Here is a 17,482-nt window from a genome sequence, read left to right on the forward strand (position 1 = left end):
TGCCCCGGTGTGCATGTCCAATTCTTTGGCCCCGTCCACACCCCTTGATTGACGAGGGCCTTGTCCACAGCGAGGTGCTCGGACCGCTCGCGGAGGCGTCCGTCGACGTGCGATGGGTCTATGACCGCCACCGACGAGGGCCTCGCGTCGAGGCAGTCCGCCGCTGGTACGCCGAGTCGGCGCAGCCTGCGGGCGGCCGCGTTCGCACGAGTCGCCGCTGATCACGCAGGGGTCGCTCATCGAGCGGTCCTGCTGCGCGAAGGAGTGACCCGCGCGGACCTGCGCACCGAGATCCGGGCCGGCCGGTGGCGGCTCGTCGGACGTCATACGGTGCTGCTGGCCGGAGCCGAACTCGCAGACGAGTGCCGATGGTGGAGCGCGGTGTGGGAGAGCGGACCAGGTGCCGTGCTCGACGGTGTCACCGCTCTCACCGCGGCCGGGCTGCGGAAGTTCGAGGAGGAGACGGTGCACGTCAGCGTCCCGTCGTCGAACCGGGTGCATCGGTCGCCCGGGGTCACCGTGCACCGACCGAACACCGTGGGACCGGTGATCTATTCATCGGTGCCGCGGGTCCGACCGGAACTCGCCTGCCTGCGCGCCGCCGCCTGGGCACGCACGGATCGCACGGCTGCCCTGCTCGTGTCGATGAGCGTGCAGCAGCGGATCGTCGATCGCGGACGACTCATCGCGACCTGGGACGGGATCACGTATTCGGCGAAGCGCAGCCTGCTCGATCAGGTGATCCGGGACGTCTGCGATGGCGCCGAATCTCTTGGCGAACTCGATTTCGGCGCGCTGTGCGCGGCGTACGGTCTGCCTCGACCGAACCGGCAGATCCGGCGAGTGCGACCGAGTGGAGTGGCGTACGTCGATGCAGGCTGGGAGTCGGTCGGGCTCCTCGTCGAGATCGACGGTGTGCACCATCTCGACGAGGACGCGGTCATGGACGACGCGCTGCGGCAGAACGACCTCGTGCTGGGCCGCGAGCGGGTGCTGCGCATCCCGCTGATGGGGCTACGGACCGAGCCGGCGCGGTTCATGCGCCAGGTGGTCCGGGCCTACCGCCAGGCTCCGGCGATGTGACCATGCACGGCGGGGCATATCTGCCCCGCCGTGCATGTCCAAAACGAGGGAGGATCAGGCGGGCTCGACGATGAAGACGGGGATCTCCCGGTCGGTCTTGGTCTGGTATTCGGCGTACGGCGGGTAGGCGGCGACCGCGCGCTCCCACCACTCGGCTCGCTCCGCACCCTCGATGCGACGCGCGACGCCGTCGTGGTGCGCGGTGCCGTCGAAGACCTCGACCTGCGGGTTGGCCACGAAGTTGTAGTACCAGGCGGGGTGCTTCGGCGCGCCGCCGTATGACGCCACCGCGGCGTACGCACCGTCGTGCTCGACCCGCATCAGCGGCACTCGGCGCAGCTTGCCGGTCTTGGCGCTGCGCACCGTGTAGACGACGACCGCCATGCCCTGCACCCCGACGACCTCGGTGGTGCCGGCGTCGTCGATCTTGGCCAGCTGATCCCTGACCCACTCGGTCTTCTCTTCGGCGTACTCACCCGTGAGGGGCATGCGTTTCTCCTCGTTCGTGGACGTGTATGACCTTCAACAGCGGAAGGGTCGGGCATCATTCCGCGATGCGTGCGAGCCCTTCGACGATCTGAGCGCCCGGCAGCGCCGCGAGGACGGCGCCGGGCAGCTCCAGTTTGCCGCGACGTAGGCCCGATCCGATCATCACCGGGTCGGTGTGCGCAACGGCCGCGTCGACGTAGATCGGCCACTCCGGCGGCAGGCCCAGCGGGGTGATGCCGCCGTACTCCATCCCGGTGCGTTCGACCGCGGCGTCCTGGGACATGAACGACAGCTTGCGCACGTCGAGGGTGCGGCGCACGACGCCGTTGACGTCGGCGCGGGTGTGCGCCAGGACCACGAGCGCGGCGATCCGCTCCATGCCATCCCGCTTGCCGGCGACGATGACGCAGTTGGCGCACTGCTCCAACGGGTACCCGGACGTCGCGACTAGCGTTGCGGTGTCGGCGATGTCGGGGTCGATCGAGCACGCGCGGACGGCGTCACGGTCGGCGAGGTCGACCAGGGCCAGCCGTGTGGGGTCGGCCATCAGCTCCGGGTGGTCGGTGGCCGGTTCCCAGATCAGGAATTCGCTCGTCATACCTCCACCAATACCGCAAGCAGCCGGGCCAGCTCGGCTGCGGGGTCGGTCGTGAGGCCACCGTGGCCGGGGCCGGGGCGCAGCACCGTGGAGCGCGGAGCCGCCAGCCAACCGAAGCGAGGCCCGAGCCCGGCGAGGTCAGGGCGCCCCTCGACGGCGCCGTCGCGGCAGGTGGCCTCGACTGTCGCCAGGGCAGCGCGCACCTCCGCCGGGTCGAGGGTCGGCGAGAACGCCCGCAGGCGCGCGTCGTCCACCGACCAGGCGACGTGCAGGAACGCAGCCTGCTGGCAGTAGAGGACGACGCCGACGTTGAGGAACTCCTCGCGCACCGCCGACGGGACGCAGCGCAGCACGACGTACTGGTAGCCGAGCAGTGCACTCACGACGGATCCTGCGGCAGCCACGGCCCGGGCGACGCGAGACGAGCGAGCAGGTGCTCGACGTACGCCGATCGCACCGCTGCGGGATCGAGCAACCCGGGCGCGGGTTCGAGCCACTCGTCGGGCACGAGGTCGAGGACGGCGTGCAGCGCCGGGGCGGTGACGTGCGCGGCCAGGCGCTCGTGCGTCTGCGCCAGGTCGCGCGCGACCGGCCGCAGCACGTGCGTCGAGGCGTCGAAGGGCTGCGCCGCGAAGCGCGCCGCATCAGCGCCGCGGGAGGGCCAGGAATGGTGGAAGTAGAGCGCCGCGCCGTGGTCGATGCACCAGGTGTTGCGGTGCCACCGCAGCAGATTGGGGTTGTGCGGCGTGCGATCGATGTTCGCGGTGTACGCGTCCAGCCACAGGATCGCAGCGGCTTCGTCGGCCGACGGCGGGTATGCCGGGTCGTAGTTGAACGCTCCGGGCAGCAGATCGACGCCCAGGTTGAGGCCCACGCTCGCGGTGAGCAGGTCCTGCACCTCCTCGTCCGCCTCGTACCGGGCGATCTGGGCGGGGAGCTCGACGGCCTTCAGCATGGGGACCCGGATCCCGAGGGTGCGGCCCAACTCACCGACGACGACCTCGGCGACCAGCGCCTTCACGCCCTGTCCGGCACCGCGGAACTTCAGCACCCAGGTGCCCTCGTCGTCGGCCTCGACGACGCCCGGCAGTGACCCGCCCTCCCGCAGCGGGACGACGTACCGGATGGCACGGGCGGTGGGGAGCACGAGGCGAGGCTATCGAGTCCCGCGGTTGTCAGCGGATTCCTGGTGTCGGCATCACGAGGACGCTGACAATCGACCGCGCGACCGTCACCCACCCGCGCCGCCTAGGATCGAGCGCATGCCAGAGGTGGAGGACCAGCGCGAATTCGCCCGCGTGCCGGACGGTTTCGAGCGGCTCTGGACGCCCCACCGGATGGCCTACATCCGAGAGGACAAGCCGGCGGACGACGACGACGCCGGCTGCCCGTTCTGCTCAGCCCCCGGCAAGAGCGACGCCGACGGGCTGATCGTGCACCGCGGCCGCACCTGCTACGTCGTGATGAACCTCTTCCCGTACAACCCCGGGCACCTGCTCGTATGCCCCTACCGGCACGTGCCGCTCTACGTCGACCTCACCGCCGAGGAGACCCTGGAGTTCGGGGAGCTGACCAAGGCCGCGATCCGGACGATCACGCAGGTCTCGCAGCCGCACGGCTTCAACATCGGGATGAACCAGGGCGCGGTCGCCGGTGCCGGCGTGGCCGCGCACCTGCACCAGCACGTCGTACCCAGGTGGGGCGGTGATGCGAACTTCCTGCCGATCATCGGGCAGACGAAGGCCCTTCCGGAGTTGCTGGAGGACACCCGCAGTCGGCTCGCCGCCGCGTGGGGGCAGGAGCAGGGCGCCGACCCCCGGTAGTCTCGGCGCCACCATGCTCAACCGATTCGCGCGCGCCTTCTTCACCAAACTCCTCACTCCCACCGCACGCTTCTTCATCAAGTGCGGCATCAGCCCGGACGTCATCACCATCGTCGGCACGCTCGGCGTCATGGTCGGTGCGCTCGTCTTCTACCCGATCGGGCAGTTCTTCTGGGGCACGCTGTTCATCACGGCGTTCGTGTTCTCGGATCTGATCGACGGCAACATGGCCCGCCAGCTCGGCCGGTCGAGCAACTGGGGCGCCTACCTCGACTCCACGCTCGACCGCTTCGGCGACGCCGCGATCTTTGGCGGACTGGTGCTCTACTACGCCGATCGCGGAGACAACATCCTCATCGCGACGCTGGCACTGGCCTGTCTGATCCTCGGCAGTGTCGTGTCCTATTCCAAGGCCCGCGCCGAGGGACTCGGGATGACCGCGAACGTCGGCATCGCCGAACGCGCCGACCGGCTGGTCGCAATCCTGGTGGTCACCGGCCTGGTCGGCATCGGCAACCTGATCAAGGACGGCAACGCCGTCGGAAACTGGGTCGAGGGCATCACACTCGCGGTGCTCGCCGTGCTCAGCTTCGTCACGGTGCTGCAGCGGATGCTGACGGTGCGCACCCAGGCGCTCTCCGCCGAGGGCACGCGCGACGCGGCCGCCGCCCGCGCCACCGGGGAGAGCAGCACCCCGGGCGTGGAGTGAACCTCGCCGACCAGCTCACCCTGGCGGGGTTCCGCACCGGGTGGGCGCTCGTACGACGGCTGCCCGAGCGGGCGGCGTACGCCATGTTCGAGCGCATCGCCGACCGTCTCACCGCCCGTGGCGGCAAGGACGTGCAGCGGATGCGCGCCAACTACGCCCGGGTCCGCCCCGAGCTGGACGACGTCCAGCTCGACGAGCTCGTGCGGCAGGGCATGCGGTCCTACCTGCGCTACTGGTGCGACGCGTTCCGCCTCGAGCAGGTCGCCGGCAGCGACGACATCGACCAGATGCTGCGGCTGGCGGGAAACGGCCCGGAGGCCAAGGAGCTCCTCGACGGCGGCGACGCGGTGATCCTCTTCCTCGGCCATCTGGGCAACTGGGACATGTGCGGGGCCTGGGCCACCCGCAACTTCGCCCGGGTCACCACTGTTGCCGAGCGCCTCAAGCCGGAGGCGCTCTTCCAGCAGTTCGTGGACTACCGCGCCAGCCTCGGCATCCGGATCCTGCCGCTGACCGGCGGTGCCGAGCCCTACCCGGAGCTGGTCGCCGCCGTACGCGCGGGCGGGTTCGTGCCGCTGCTGTCCGACCGCGACCTCACCTCGCGTGGCGTGCAGGTGCAGTTGTGCGGGCATCCCGCGCGCATGGCGGCCGGGCCCGCACGGCTGGCCTTGGAGACCGGTGCCGCGCTCTACCCGTTGAGCGTGACCTACGAGAAGCTGCCCGGCCGCGCCATCCAGCGCGTGGTCGCCGACTTCGGACCCCGCGTGATCGTCCCCGCCGAGGGCACCGATCGCGAGAAGATCGCCGCCATGACCCAGCAGTGCGCGGACGCCTTGGGCGACACGATCCGCACCCACACGCAGGACTGGCACATGATGCAGCGGGTCTTCGTGGAGGACCTGGGCACGGCGGCGTCGTCGTGAGGATCGGGATGGTCAGCCCCTACTCCTTCGACGTGCCCGGGGGAGTGCAGCTGCACATCCGCGACCTGGCGGAGTTCTACCTGGCCCAGGGGCACGGGGTGAGCGTGCTGGCGCCGGCCGACGAGGACACCCCGCTGCCGGCGTACGTCACCGGGGCCGGGCGCGCGGTGCCGGTGCCCTACAACGGGTCGGTCGCCCGCCTGCTCTTCGGCCCGGTGACCGCCTCCCGGGTCGCGAAGTGGGTCGAGCGGGGGGAGTTCGACGTGATCCACGTGCACGAACCGGTCAGCCCCAGTCTCTCGATGCTGACGATGTGGGCGGCCGAGCAACCCCTCGTGGCGACGTTCCACACCGCCACCATGCGTTCGCGCGTCATGCATGCCGCCCAACCGATCCTCCAGCCCGGGCTGGAGAAGGTGGTCGGCCGGATCGCGGTGTCGCAGGAGGCCCGCGACACCGTGCGCCGCCACCTGGGCGGTGATGCGGTCGTCATCCCGAACGGCGTGTACGTCGAGCCGTTCGCCGCCGCGGCACGTGCACCCTGGTGGCAGGGCACGCCGGAGCGCCCGACGCTGGCCTTCCTCGGCCGGATCAACGAACCCCGCAAGGGCCTGCCGGTACTGCTCGACGCGATGCCGCGGCTGCTGGACGCGCGCCCGGGGCTGCGGCTGCTGATCGCCGGGCCGGGCGATGCCCGCGAGGCGCTGCACGGCGTACCGGACCGGGTCGCCACCGCCGTCGAGATGCTCGGTGCCGTCACCGACCAGGAGAAGGCGAGCCTGCTCGCCTCGGCCGACGCCTACGTCGCGCCGAACACCGGCGGCGAGAGCTTCGGGATCATCCTGATCGAGGCGATGAGTGCCGGCGCCCCCGTCCTCGCCAGCGACCTCGAGGCGTTCCGCGCGGTGCTCCGCGACGGGGCCGACGGCCGGCTCTTCCGGTCCGCGGACCCCGAAGACCTGGCACGACAGGCGCTCTCGCTGCTCGCCGACACCGACGCGCGCCACGCCTACCGCACCGCGGGGATGGCGCGCGCGCAGGAGTTCGACTGGTCGCGGGTGGCGTCTCAGGTGATGAACGTCTACGAGACCGTCGTGTCGGCCGGGGTCCCGGTCAGTGCCCCGCGACGCCTGGTCGCCCGCCGTCGAGGAGTGCGTTGATGTATCCGTGGGGCTGGGTCGCGTTCGCGGTCGCCGTGCTCGCGCTGGTCTCGTGGTACCTGTCCTACAGCGCGGCACGATTGGACCGGCTGCACGGCCGGGTGGAGGGGTCGCTCTCGGCCTTGGACGCCCAGCTCGTACGCCGCGCCGAGACCAGCATGGAGCTGGCCAACTCCGGTCTGCTCGACCCGGCGAGCTCGATGCTGCTGGCGGACGCCGCGGGCTCGTCGCTCGACGCGTCGGACGCGACCGAGGTGCGCTCGGAGGTGCAGGAGCACGGAGTCGACCACGAGCGTGCCGCCATCGAGTCGGATCTCACGACGACGCTGCTCGCCGTACTGACACCCGAAACCGTTGCGCAAGAGGGTGTTGCGGAGTACGCGCATCTGGTGCAGCAGGCCGGTGCCCGGGTTAAGCTCGCCCGCCGCTTCCACGACGACGCCGTGCGCGACGTGCGCCGGGTACGCGGCAAGCCCGTCGTGCGACTCTTCCGGCTCGCCGGGCGCACCCACCTGCCGCAGATGGTCCAGTTCGACGACCGCATCCCACAGGCCGACTGAGCCCACGCGCATCGGGAGTACGCGCGTGCTCGATGGAGCGCGCAGATACTCCCGTTGTGTGCAGCCACCGTGCTGACCGCAACCTGTCGTGACCGATAGAGGCCAACAACGCCGGCGTGGCACTTTGCGGCCGTGCGGCGCTTGTACGCTGGTCGGAGACCGTTCGTCGTACCCGTTCAAGGAGCCCGCCATGACCTCGCAGACCACCGACGCCCAGCCCCAGGGTGGCGGCCGCACCGGCACCGCCCACGTCAAGCGCGGGATGGCCGAGATGCTCAAGGGCGGCGTGATCATGGACGTGGTCACCGCCGAGCAGGCGAAGATCGCCGAGGACGCCGGTGCCGTCGCGGTGATGGCGCTGGAGCGGGTGCCCGCCGACATCCGCGCGCAGGGCGGGGTGTCCCGTGCGTCCGACCCGGACATGATCGACAGCATCATCGAGACCGTGTCGATCCCGGTGATGGCCAAGGCGCGGATCGGCCACTTCGTCGAGGCGCAGGTGTTGCAGAGCCTCGGCGTGGACTACATCGACGAGTCCGAGGTGCTGACCCCGGCCGACTACGCGAACCACATCGACAAGTGGGAGTTCACCGCGCCGTTCGTCTGCGGTGCGACCAACCTGGGCGAGGCACTGCGCCGCATCACCGAGGGCGCGGCGATGATCCGCTCCAAGGGTGAGGCCGGCACCGGTGACGTCTCCAACGCCACCACGCACATGCGCACCATCCGCGCCGAGATCCGCCGCCTGACCACGTTGGCCGACGACGAGCTCTACGTCGCCGCGAAGGAGCTGCAGGCGCCGTACGAGCTGGTCAAGGAGGTCGCGGGCCTCGGCAAGCTGCCCGTCGTCCTCTTCACCGCCGGTGGCATCGCGACCCCCGCGGACGCCGCCATGATGATGCAGCTGGGCGCCGAGGGTGTCTTCGTCGGCTCGGGCATCTTCAAGTCGGGCAACCCGGTCCAGCGCGCGGAGGCCATCGTGAAGGCCACCACCTTCTACGACGACCCCGACATGATCGCCAAGGTCTCCCGCGGTCTCGGCGAGGCCATGGTCGGCATCAACGTCGACGAGATCCCCGAGCCGCACCGGCTGGCCGAACGCGGCTGGTAACCGCTCACATCCCCACCGAGCGGAGGGGTCCGCGCGCGAGCGGAGGGGAAACAACCCCTCCGCTCGACGCCGGACCCCTCCGCTCGATGTAAGGAACGGTCAGGGCCGGGGGAGTACGACGCCCGTGGGGACCCGTTCGCCCGGTTCGGGGCCGTGGCCCGCTTCGACCAGAGCGTCGTCGCCGATCACGTTGTCCTGCAGGATGATCGGGCTCTCAACCTGCGCGCGCTGCCCGACCACCGACTGCTGCACCACGACTCCCGCGCCGACGTGGGCGTCGGCCATCACGATGCTCCCGTCGACCACGGCGGCGGCTCCGATCTGCGCGCCCGGCCCGACGTAGGAGCCGCCGAGCACGGAGGCCGTCGGGTCGACCGACGCGCCGGGGTCGATCAGTGCCGGCCCGGAGCGCAGCACCGCGTCCCGCGAGGCCGCCACCAGGGTCTCCGGGGTGCCGACGTCCACGCCGTACGCGTCCTGCACGTACGCCGTCACCATGGCGCCGTTGCGCAGCAGCGCCGGCATCACGTCACGCTCGAAACTGACCACCTCGCCGCGCGGCACGTCGCGCAGGCAGGCGGGGTCGAGCACGTAGGTGCCAGCGTTGACGATGCCGGCGACCGGGTCCGGACCGAGGGGCTTCTCCTCGAACGCGAGCACCCGGTCGTGCGCATCCAGCGAGAGCAGGCCGTACGCGCGTGCGTCGTCGACCGGCCGCGCGTGGATGCTGGCGACACACCCCTGCGCGGACCGCGCGTCCTGGAAGAGAAAGAGCTGACGCCGTACGTCGTGACCGGTGAGCTGGTCGCCGTTGAGCACCAGCAGCGTCTCACCCGGCGCGGGCGCCAGCCGGTCGACCGCCGCCACCAGCGCACCGCCGGTGCCGAGCGGGTGCTCCTCGTGACAGTAGGTGAGGTGCACGCCGTACGCCGACCCGTCGCCGAGCGTGGGCGCGAACTGCTCCGCCCGGTAGGACGTGGTGAGCACGACCCGGGTGACCCCGGCGGCGGCGAGCCACCGCAGCTGGTGGGCCACCACCGGCTCACCGGCGACGGGCAGCAGCGGTTTGGGGGTGTTGTCGGTGAGCGGCGCGAGCCGGGTGCCGAGACCGCCCGCCAGGACGACGGCGGAGGTGCGGGCCGGTGAAGAGACGGCAGCCACGGCCGGACCGCTCATCGGCTGGGCGACGTCTGCAGGCTGTGCGAACCAGGCTGGATCCAGGGCATCGCGCTCGGCGTCACATCCCCGTCGTTCAGCTCCTGCGGCACACGCGCTCCCTTGGAAATCGACGGTCATCGAATGCGCCGTCGAGTATAGATACCCGTTGGTAACCAGGTGACGTGCAGCACAGCTACTATTCCCGACATGCCATCCGAGTCCGGTCAGACCCGCACCGTGTACGTCCCCCGCACCGGCACGAAGGTGACGCTGCTGGTGGGGCTCGCGCTGATCATCGCCGCCATCTACGTCGCCGTCGTGCCGCTCAGCGTGACGTCGAAGTCGGGCCCGAACTTCGGCTGCGGCACGGCCGTCAGTCCCAACAACGACTCATTCGGCAAGACCTACTGCTCCGCGGTCGACAGCGGCGCCCGGTACCGGGCCGTTGCCCTCGGAGCCGGCGGCCTGGTGCTGGCCGGCGTGGGCGCCGCCCTCTTCGGCTTCGACACCTCGACCCGTACGCGCACACCCCGCCCCGGGTTCGACGACGGGTACGACGACGACGCCGACGACCTGCCGTCGCGGGGCAGTCGGGGCGGTCGCCGAACTGACAGCGGTGCTTCGGACCACGAAGCGCAAGCCGATCCCGCCGGGGTCGGCGGCGAACGGACCCCGGTGCGCGCGGCGCCCGCCCGCACCTCACCCGCTCGTGTCGGCGGGGCGTCGCCCGCTCCCCGGCGGGCGGAATCCGCCGGTGAAGGCCGGTCGGCGGTCGACACCGCACCCGCCCACGCTGCGCACGAAGACGCGGCCGACGACGGTTCGGCCGAGGAGGAGCCGCGCAGTTCGCTGCGGCGTCCCTTCGGCGACCGTCTCAGCCAGCGCGCCCGGCCCCGCGTCGACGACGACGTCTTCGACGGTGAGTACGACGAACCGGAGGGTCCGCGCAGCCGTCGCTGACGCTGCCGGCTGCGGGCCTGTGTCCGCCGCACCCACCCTCATGGCCTCTGCCTCCTGATGCCCCGTCGCACGCTCTATCGCTATTCGCCCGCCCTCGACGGCGTCCGCGGCACCGCGATGGTGCTCTTCATGGCGTTCCACTTCGGTGCGACGTTCCTGCAGGGCGCCTGGGTGGGCATCAACCTCTTCTTCGTCCTCTCGGCCTACCTGATCACCCGGCTGCTCATCGAGGAGCACGCACGGTCGGGGCGGCTGGACGTGCTGGGCTTTTACCGGCGCAGGGCGCGGCGGTTGCTGCCCGGCCTGTTCCTGCTGCTGGTCGCACTGGGCGCCTACGGCACCTTCATCGCGCCGGACGAGGTGCGCACGCCGTTGCGCAGCGACATCCTGGCCACCTTGTTCTACGTCCAGAACTGGCACCTGATCCTGCGTCAGGACCAGTACTTCGGGGTGTTCAACCCCTCCTTCCTGCGGCACGCCTGGACCCTGTCGGTCGAGGAGCAGTTCTACTTCTTCGTGCCCTTGGTGGTGCTCCTGCTGGTGCGATGGGTACGCAGCCGCGAGGTGCAGGCGGGCGTGCTGCTCGCGCTGGCGTCGGTGAGCGCGGTGTGGACCGCACATATCGGCGTCGCCACCGAGGCGGCTCAGACCCACGCCTACTACGGCACCGACACCCGCGCTCAGGCGCTGTGCGTCGGAGCCGCCCTCGCGTTCGCGACCGGTCTGCGTCGTCGCCGGGCCGAGGAGGTGCGCTTGCCCGCCCCTCTCGTCGCGGTGCTCGGGTGGGGCGGCCTCGCGGCGATGGTCTACGCCTACCTCGGCGTCTCCTCCTTCCAGCCCTTCATGTATGACGACGGCGGCATCCTCCTGTTCGCGCTCGCGTCCGCCGCACTGGTCCTGGCCTGCGCGGACGGCAGGCGGTCCCTGTTGCGTACCGTGCTCGGCTGGCGGCCGTTCGCCTACCTCGGACGCATCTCCTACGGGCTCTACCTGTGGCACTGGCCGGTGCTGCTGTGGTTGCAGCGGGCCCGCCCCGGGATCGGCGCCGCGCCGACCCTGCTGTTCGGGATGAGCCTGACGCTTGCGCTGGCCGCGACGTCGTACCGCTTCGTCGAACGCCCCGTCCTCCGCGGCGGGGTGCGCGCCCTCGTCCCGTCGCTGCGGACCTCGCGCGCGGTGGTCGCCGGTGCGCTGGCCGCGGTCGTCGTGCTCGCGTTCACCGCGGGCGCTGCACCTGCCTCCGGCAACGGGCCGGTGCCGATGCTCGTGGCGGGCACCCCGACGTACCGGCCGGCCGCCACGACCACGAGAGTGGCGATCTTCGGCGACTCGGTGCCCGATCTGCTGGTGCAGCAGAAGCGCCCGGGCACCTATCCGGACCTGCAGCTCACCAACCTCGCCTCGCCGGGGTGTGACCTGGTCGATGCGCGGTATGCCGATCGGGCCGTCTCGGTGCAGCCTGCGCAGTGCACCTCCACCAAACGCGACCTGGCGACGCTGCTGAAGCGCTCGGGGTCCTCCGAGCTGGTCATCTTCGGCGGCCTGACGCTGGCCCTGCCGCACAGCGGGCCGTCCGGGGCCGCGGTCGACCTGAACGACGCGTCCTACCGTGCATCCGTCGATGCGGCGCTGTCCGCCTACCGGGCCGCCGCGCTCGCGGCGGGTGTGCGCAGCGTCAGCGTCGTGACGGTCCCGTGCCGGCAACCGGACGTGAGCCGGTGGCCCACCGACTTCGAGCCGTGGTTCGAGCACTCCCAGCAGACCGCCCGGCAGGTGACGCGACCCGTCGCGCTCAACGCGCTGATCACAGCGTGGGCCGCGCGCAACGGGGCCCACGTCATCGACCTGTACGGCGCGTTGTGCGGGGACGGCTTCCAGCCGGAACTGAACGGCACGACGCTCTATCGGGACCAGGTGCACTTCACCGCGGCGGCGGCGCCGATGATCTGGACCTGGCTCGCGCCGCAGATCCGCGCGGCAGCCGGTGCCTCCGGGAGCGGGGGATAGGGATGGTCGCTCTGACCGACTCCCGGGTGATGCGCACCGTCCGCGCCGCCCTGAGCACGGATCTCGACCGGCGCGGCCGCGGCTACCGGCGGGCGATCGACGGGTACCGCGGTCTGTTCATCCTGCTCGTCGTCGCCTACCACTTCGGCGTCACCGGGCTGGTCGGCGGTTGGATCGGCATCAACCACTTCTTCGTCTTCTCCGGCTTCCTGATCGCCACGATGCTCATCAAGGAGCGGGAGCGGACGGGCGCGCTCGATGCGTGGACCTTCTACGTGCGTCGCGCGCGACGGATCGTGCCGGCCATGACCGTCCTGGTTCTGGCGGTGCTCGTGCACGCTGCGCTCGACGGGAGCGAGACCCACCGGGCGAGGACCGCAGGTGACGCGTTCGCGACCGCGACGTTCTGGCTGAACTGGCGCCTGATCGCCCGCAACGACCAGTACTTCGACCTCTTCGACGCACCGTCGCCGCTGCGGCACGTCTGGACGCTGGCGGTGGAGGAGCAGTTCTATCTGTTCGTCCCGGCCCTGATCGGGCTCCTGTATCTGATCTCGCGCCGCAAGATGGTGCGGGCCGCCGTCGTCGCCGCCCTGGCGGTCCTCGGCGCCGGGTGGACGGCGTATCTGGTCGGCACGTCGACGGCCACCTTCAGCAGGCTCTACTACGGCACCGACGTGCGATCCCAGGCGCTGCTGGTCGGCGTCGCCGTCGCGTTCCTGCACACCAAGGTGCGCGGCGTACGACGTCGCGAGATCCCTCTCGCGGTCGCCAACACCTTCGGGATCATCGGCACGATCGCCTCGGTGTCGGCGTTCTTCGTGCTGGGCGACGCGAGCGTGTGGGTGTTCCGCGACGGCGGTCTGCTTGTCTTCGCGATCCTCGCGGCACTGATGGGCGTCAGCGCGCTGGACAGCCGCGACCTGCTGATCAACCGCATCGTGGGCAACCGGGTCCTCGTGCACTTCGGTCAGATCTCCTACGGCATGTACCTCTACCACTGGCCCATCAGCCTGTGGCTGCACGTCCCGCACGCCCCCGTCGTCGTGCAGGGTGCGGTGCAGTTCCTGGTGACCTGGTGCGTCTCGGTCGCCTCCTACCGGCTGCTGGAGATCCCGGTGATGCAGGACGGGTTCGGCGCGCTGATCCGCCGCGGCCGCAGCTGGGCGGGGCCGGCGGTCGTCGGCTCGGTCGCGGTCCTCGCCCTGGTCGCCCAGTTCGTCCTGCCCCCGGCCGACGCCTCCACCTGGAACGGCAGACCACTGGACCGGCAGGTGACCTACGTCGCGCCGCCGCGACCGGTCAAGGTGGCCATCGTCGGGGACTCCATCCCGGCCTCGATTGCGGACGGTTTCGACAGCGCCCGATACGCCGGCTTCGACCTGCTGCGCTACGCCGCGTACGGCGGCTGCGACTTCACGGCGGCGACGGTCGTGTTCGGCAGCCGTGTCATCGCCGAGGATCCGCACTGTCCGGCGTGGCGTCGGCAATGGCCGGGGCAGGTCCGGTCCGCGGGAGCCGATGTCGTGCTGGCCCCCGCCGGGCTCGCGTTCACCCTGCCGCTGCAGATCGACGGCCGGAAGGCTCCACCCCGTTCGCCGCAGCTACGACGCGCCGTGCTGGGCAGCCTCGACGCGCTGCTCGCTTCGTACGAGCGGACGGGCGCGAGGGAGCTGGACCTGATGAACGTCCCGTGTCGCGTGCTGCACCTGGAGACGCTGCCCGTCGCGGCGCAACAGAACCTCGGCAGCACGCCGATCGTGCTGGACACGACGTGGATCAACGGCGTCATCTCCGGATGGGTCGCCCAGCACGCAGCCCAGGGTGTGCACCTGCTGGACCTGGACTCCCGGCTGTGCGCCACCGGCTACCACCCCGTGATGAACGGGACCGCGCTCTACCAGGACGGCGTCCACTTCACCCAGGGCGGTGCGCAACTGATCTGGAGCTGGCTGGCTCCGGCCATCGTCGACGACCTGCGCTGACCTCGCGCATCACGACCCGCATGGCTCCACGCCGCGGGTGCGGCTCAGACACGCGTGGTCGTCGTACGCTGCACCGGTGGCGAGCATGGGGGGCCCTCGCGCCGACGTGGGCGACGGTGTGACCGACTCATCGGCTCCGCGTCCGCGACGGTCCGGGATACGACGCGCGGCTCTCCTCTCCCGCGAGAACGAAGGTCGCCGGGTCATCGTCGGCATAGCCCTGCTCTGTCTTCCGCTCCTGTACTTCGTGGTGACCGTGCTGGCGCACGGATGGGTACCCCAGGGCGATGAAGCGCTCGTGGCGGTGCGGATCCACGACGTCTGGTCCGCCCACCCGCCGCTGGTCGGGATGCGCTCGACGAGCAACGTGAGCAGTCCGGGCGTGTACGCCCATCACCCGGGTCCGATGGAGTTCTATCTCCTCGCCGTCCCTTACGCCGTGACCGGCTTCGCCGGGTGGTCGATCATCGTGGGCGACGCGATCGTCGCGTGTTCCTTCGTCGCGATCGCGGTCTGGCACGCGTACCGGGCCGTCGGGCTCAACGGCGCCTGGATCGCCGGCGCGCTGGTGTTGCTGACCGAACGATCGTTCGGTCACGTGCTGGTCCAGCCGCTCAACACCTGGCCTGCCGTGCTCGCCCTGGTGGCAGCGCTCGTGCTGGCCTGGCGTCTGGTGCTCGGGCAGTACAAGGCCATGCCCTGGTACGTCGGGTGCGCCACCTACGCCGCGCAGGCCCAGGTCATCGACTTCTCGGTCGTCGCGGTGCTTTCGGCGTTCCTCGCGATGCTCGGACTGCTGCGCTGGTGGGATCGTCGAGGCGCTGTCTGGCCCATCCCGGGCCCGGGCCAGGACAGGTCCCGTGCGCTGTGGTGGCGCCGGCCGGGCTGGATCAGTGTCGGCCTGCTCGTCGTGCTGTGGTTTCCCCCGATGGTCGATGTCGTCGTCGACCATCCGAACAATCTGTCCGAGCTCATCAGCACCTTCAGCGGTGCGCACAGCGGGCCCATGGTCGGTGTCTGGACCTCGATGCAGGACGTCGCCGCTCTCGTCGTGCCCGTCGGGGGCCATCTGCGCCATACGGGGGCGTCGACCCCCGGTGCGGCGGGCGCGGTGGCGGCACTTCTCGTCGTCGCGGTGCTGTTCCACGCGATCTGGACCGGTCGGGGCGTCTTTCGACAGGGCAGTGGTCGCGACGGGGCGGTGGCCTCGGCGGCGGCCGTCGGCCTCGTCCTCACCGGCGCTCTGGTGTGGACCGGGTCCCACGCGGTCTACCCCCTGCAACTGCTCTACCTGGACCTCGTGCAGCCCGCGGCCCTGTTCGCCTCGATGATCGCGATATGGGCGGTGTGCCGACGTGTGGTGCGGCTGCTGGTGAGGACGAGACGGCTACCGGCGTGGCGCGGGACCGCGGGCGCGGTCGTCGCCGTGGTGGCCGTCGCGGTAGCGGTCACGATCGCCCTCCTCCCCGCCGTTCACAACGTGACTCGGCAGTCGCAGGACGATCAGCGGCTGGCGGGTCGGGTGGTCGCTGCCGCCGGCAACCTGCTCGGCGCTCACGGTGGGCTGCGCCGACCCATCGTCGTCCAGGGATACGGACTCACCTCCTACAGCAGTCTGAGTCCCGCGGTCTGCGCAGCGCTCGTCGCCGGCGGCGAGAAGGTCTACTTCGACTCTGTCTGGCCGCTGCCTCAGGATGACGACTTCCGGCGCTCCCGCAATGCACCCCGCTCCTCGTGGCGGCTCGTCCTGCGCGAGCGCACGGGCACGGGTCCCTGGTCGCTTCCCGTGGTCCCGGGGAGGACCGTGGCCACGACCACTGTGGTCCCTCACCCCGGCGGGTCGCAGGTGACGGTGCAGCTCCTGCTGATCGCGTGAGCCGCACCGCCGCGCGGACACGCGGGAGTCGGGCCGGACAAGGCGCCAGATCCTGCTGCTCCGGGTTATCTTCCTACCCACCAGTACAGTGAGCGCCCTCACAGCCTGCGGCGCCAGCGTCGCTCTCAGTCGAAAGCAGTCGATGGATACCACCGCGTTCTTCACCCAGCTCGAGCACGCCTTCCCCGGTGACCCCCAGGACACCGACCCGATCGACCCGCGGTGGGCGCAGATCGCGCAGGACGTCACCGGGTTCACCGGGCCGAACGAGCTGGCGGTGCTCAACGTCGCGGCGTCCGTCCTGCCGCAGGACGAGGCCTACCTCGAGGTCGGCACCTTCAAGGGCAGGTCGCTGTGCGCGGCCGTGCAGGACAACGGTTCCAAGGACTTCTTCGTGATGGAGAACTTCATGGAGTTCGGGATGGCCGGTCAGGAGGCTCGCACCGAGCTGGAGGACAACCTGCGTCGGTACGCCGGGGACGCGGCGGTGCACCTGCTGGAGGGCGACTGCTTCAAACTCATGGCGCAGCTCGGCACCGTCACCAAGCCGGTCGGCGTGTACTTCTACGACGGCGAGCACACCCTCCTCGCGCACTATCTCGCCCTCGCGGTGGTCGAGCCGCTGCTGGCCGACGAAGCCCTCGTGCTCGTGGACGACGCGAGCTGGCCGGTGGTCCAGCGGGCGCACCGGCTCTTCCTGCGGCGGCACCCCGGTTGGAGCATCGCCGCGACCTGGGATGCGGCGCACGCCGACGATCCGCGGTGGTCCAACGGGCTGCACGCGCTGGTCTTCAAACGCACCGTTGCGGCCCACGGTCTCTCCCGGTCCGACGAGACGTTGCGCACCTACCAGACGCAGGTGCAGGAGAAGCTCAACGCGACCCTGTGGAAGGCGGCGGGAGTCTTCCCGGGGCCGCTCAAGGCCGTGGCGAAGGTCGTGCTCTCACGCTCCCGCGCGATCGGCGGCAAGAACGACTGAGCCTTCCGCCGGTGGTGGCTGCCTCCCGACGTCCGCTCGGCTGAGAGGCCGGTCGAGGTCG

17 protein-coding genes are annotated in these 17,482 nt (G+C 70.7%); 12 read left to right on the forward strand and 5 right to left on the reverse strand.

All coding sequences use genetic code 11. The annotated features are described in order from the left end of the window. The first annotated feature begins 120 nt into the window (after positions 1-120). Positions 121-1,083 (forward strand): hypothetical protein, encoded by a 963-nt coding sequence (locus J4030_RS02885; RefSeq protein ID WP_208047706.1) that lies wholly within the window; start codon positions 121-123, stop codon positions 1,081-1,083. 54 nt (positions 1,084-1,137) lie between these two features. Here the strand turns inward: J4030_RS02885 and J4030_RS02890 are convergent, their stop codons facing one another. From J4030_RS02890 to J4030_RS02905, 4 genes are read right to left on the reverse strand one after another with little or no spacing between them, the layout of a single operon-like run. Beyond that, positions 1,138-1,572: a nitroreductase family deazaflavin-dependent oxidoreductase gene (locus tag J4030_RS02890; protein WP_208047707.1), complete on the reverse strand. Its 435-nt coding sequence runs from the start codon at positions 1,570-1,572 to the stop codon at positions 1,138-1,140. Positions 1,573-1,627: 55 nt separating this feature from the next. Continuing rightward, positions 1,628-2,170: a YbaK/EbsC family protein gene (locus J4030_RS02895; RefSeq protein ID WP_208047708.1), complete on the reverse strand. Its 543-nt coding sequence runs from the start codon at positions 2,168-2,170 to the stop codon at positions 1,628-1,630. Next, entirely contained in the window at positions 2,167-2,553 is a 387-nt protein-coding gene (locus J4030_RS02900) for a DUF3037 domain-containing protein (RefSeq protein ID WP_307864529.1), read from the reverse strand. The genes J4030_RS02895 and J4030_RS02900 overlap by 4 nt, the downstream gene beginning before the upstream one ends. Next, the gene (locus J4030_RS02905; RefSeq protein WP_208047709.1) at positions 2,550-3,317 is read right to left on the reverse strand and encodes a HipA family kinase; all 768 of its coding nucleotides are present in this window, start codon (positions 3,315-3,317) and stop codon (positions 2,550-2,552) included. Before J4030_RS02905 ends, J4030_RS02900 begins: the two co-directional genes overlap by 4 nt. 115 nt (positions 3,318-3,432) lie before the next feature. Here J4030_RS02905 and J4030_RS02910 point away from each other — a divergent pair, with 115 nt between their 5' ends. From J4030_RS02910 to pdxS, 6 genes are all read left to right on the forward strand, one after another. After that, entirely contained in the window at positions 3,433-3,993 is a 561-nt protein-coding gene (locus tag J4030_RS02910) for an HIT domain-containing protein (protein ID WP_208047710.1), read from the forward strand. A 13-nt stretch (positions 3,994-4,006) separates the two neighbouring features. Continuing rightward, a complete protein-coding gene (gene pgsA, locus J4030_RS02915) occupies positions 4,007-4,702 on the forward strand; it encodes a phosphatidylinositol phosphate synthase (RefSeq protein ID WP_208047711.1) in 696 nt (231 codons plus the stop codon). Then, positions 4,699-5,625 carry a phosphatidylinositol mannoside acyltransferase gene (locus J4030_RS02920; protein ID WP_208047712.1) on the forward strand — a complete coding sequence of 309 codons (927 nt, stop codon included), beginning with the start codon at positions 4,699-4,701 and terminating at the stop codon, positions 5,623-5,625. The genes pgsA and J4030_RS02920 overlap by 4 nt, the downstream gene beginning before the upstream one ends. Positions 5,626-5,633: 8 nt before the next feature. After that, on the forward strand, positions 5,634-6,785 hold the full coding sequence (locus tag J4030_RS02925) for a glycosyltransferase family 4 protein (protein ID WP_243762790.1): 1,152 nt from the start codon (positions 5,634-5,636) through the stop codon (positions 6,783-6,785). Beyond that, positions 6,785-7,345 carry a hypothetical protein gene (locus tag J4030_RS02930; RefSeq protein ID WP_208047714.1) on the forward strand — a complete coding sequence of 187 codons (561 nt, stop codon included), beginning with the start codon at positions 6,785-6,787 and terminating at the stop codon, positions 7,343-7,345. Before J4030_RS02925 ends, J4030_RS02930 begins: the two co-directional genes overlap by 1 nt. A 190-nt stretch (positions 7,346-7,535) precedes the next feature. Beyond that, positions 7,536-8,456 carry a pyridoxal 5'-phosphate synthase lyase subunit PdxS gene (gene pdxS / locus J4030_RS02935; RefSeq protein ID WP_208047715.1) on the forward strand — a complete coding sequence of 307 codons (921 nt, stop codon included), beginning with the start codon at positions 7,536-7,538 and terminating at the stop codon, positions 8,454-8,456. 99 nt (positions 8,457-8,555) lie between these two features. Here pdxS and J4030_RS02940 read toward each other — a convergent pair whose 3' ends face one another. Further along, positions 8,556-9,617, reverse strand: coding sequence for an NDP-sugar synthase (locus tag J4030_RS02940; RefSeq protein ID WP_208047716.1), 1,062 nt, complete (start codon positions 9,615-9,617; stop codon positions 8,556-8,558). A 204-nt stretch (positions 9,618-9,821) separates the two neighbouring features. Between J4030_RS02940 and J4030_RS02945 the strand changes: the two genes are divergently transcribed. The 5 genes from J4030_RS02945 to J4030_RS02965 all read left to right on the forward strand — a co-directional run bounded on the left by J4030_RS02945 (position 9,822) and on the right by J4030_RS02965 (position 17,421). Further along, a complete protein-coding gene (locus J4030_RS02945; RefSeq protein WP_208047717.1) occupies positions 9,822-10,574 on the forward strand; it encodes a hypothetical protein in 753 nt (250 codons plus the stop codon). Between the two features lie 57 nt (positions 10,575-10,631). Beyond that, complete coding sequence (locus J4030_RS02950; protein WP_208047718.1) at positions 10,632-12,581, forward strand: acyltransferase; 1,950 nt, start codon at positions 10,632-10,634, stop codon at positions 12,579-12,581. A 2-nt stretch (positions 12,582-12,583) separates the two neighbouring features. Further along, a complete protein-coding gene (locus J4030_RS02955) occupies positions 12,584-14,566 on the forward strand; it encodes an acyltransferase family protein (RefSeq protein WP_208047719.1) in 1,983 nt (660 codons plus the stop codon). Positions 14,567-14,642: 76 nt separating this feature from the next. Continuing rightward, positions 14,643-16,442, forward strand: a complete 1,800-nt coding sequence (locus tag J4030_RS02960; RefSeq protein WP_208047720.1) for a hypothetical protein — start codon at positions 14,643-14,645, stop codon at positions 16,440-16,442. A gap of 142 nt (positions 16,443-16,584) precedes the next feature. Beyond that, positions 16,585-17,421: a class I SAM-dependent methyltransferase gene (locus J4030_RS02965; RefSeq protein WP_208047721.1), complete on the forward strand. Its 837-nt coding sequence runs from the start codon at positions 16,585-16,587 to the stop codon at positions 17,419-17,421. Positions 17,422-17,482: the final 61 nt, after the last annotated feature.

It is taken from the genome of Allobranchiibius sp. CTAmp26, from assembly GCF_017565405.1.
Lineage (GTDB): Bacteria > Actinomycetota > Actinomycetes > Actinomycetales > Dermatophilaceae > Allobranchiibius.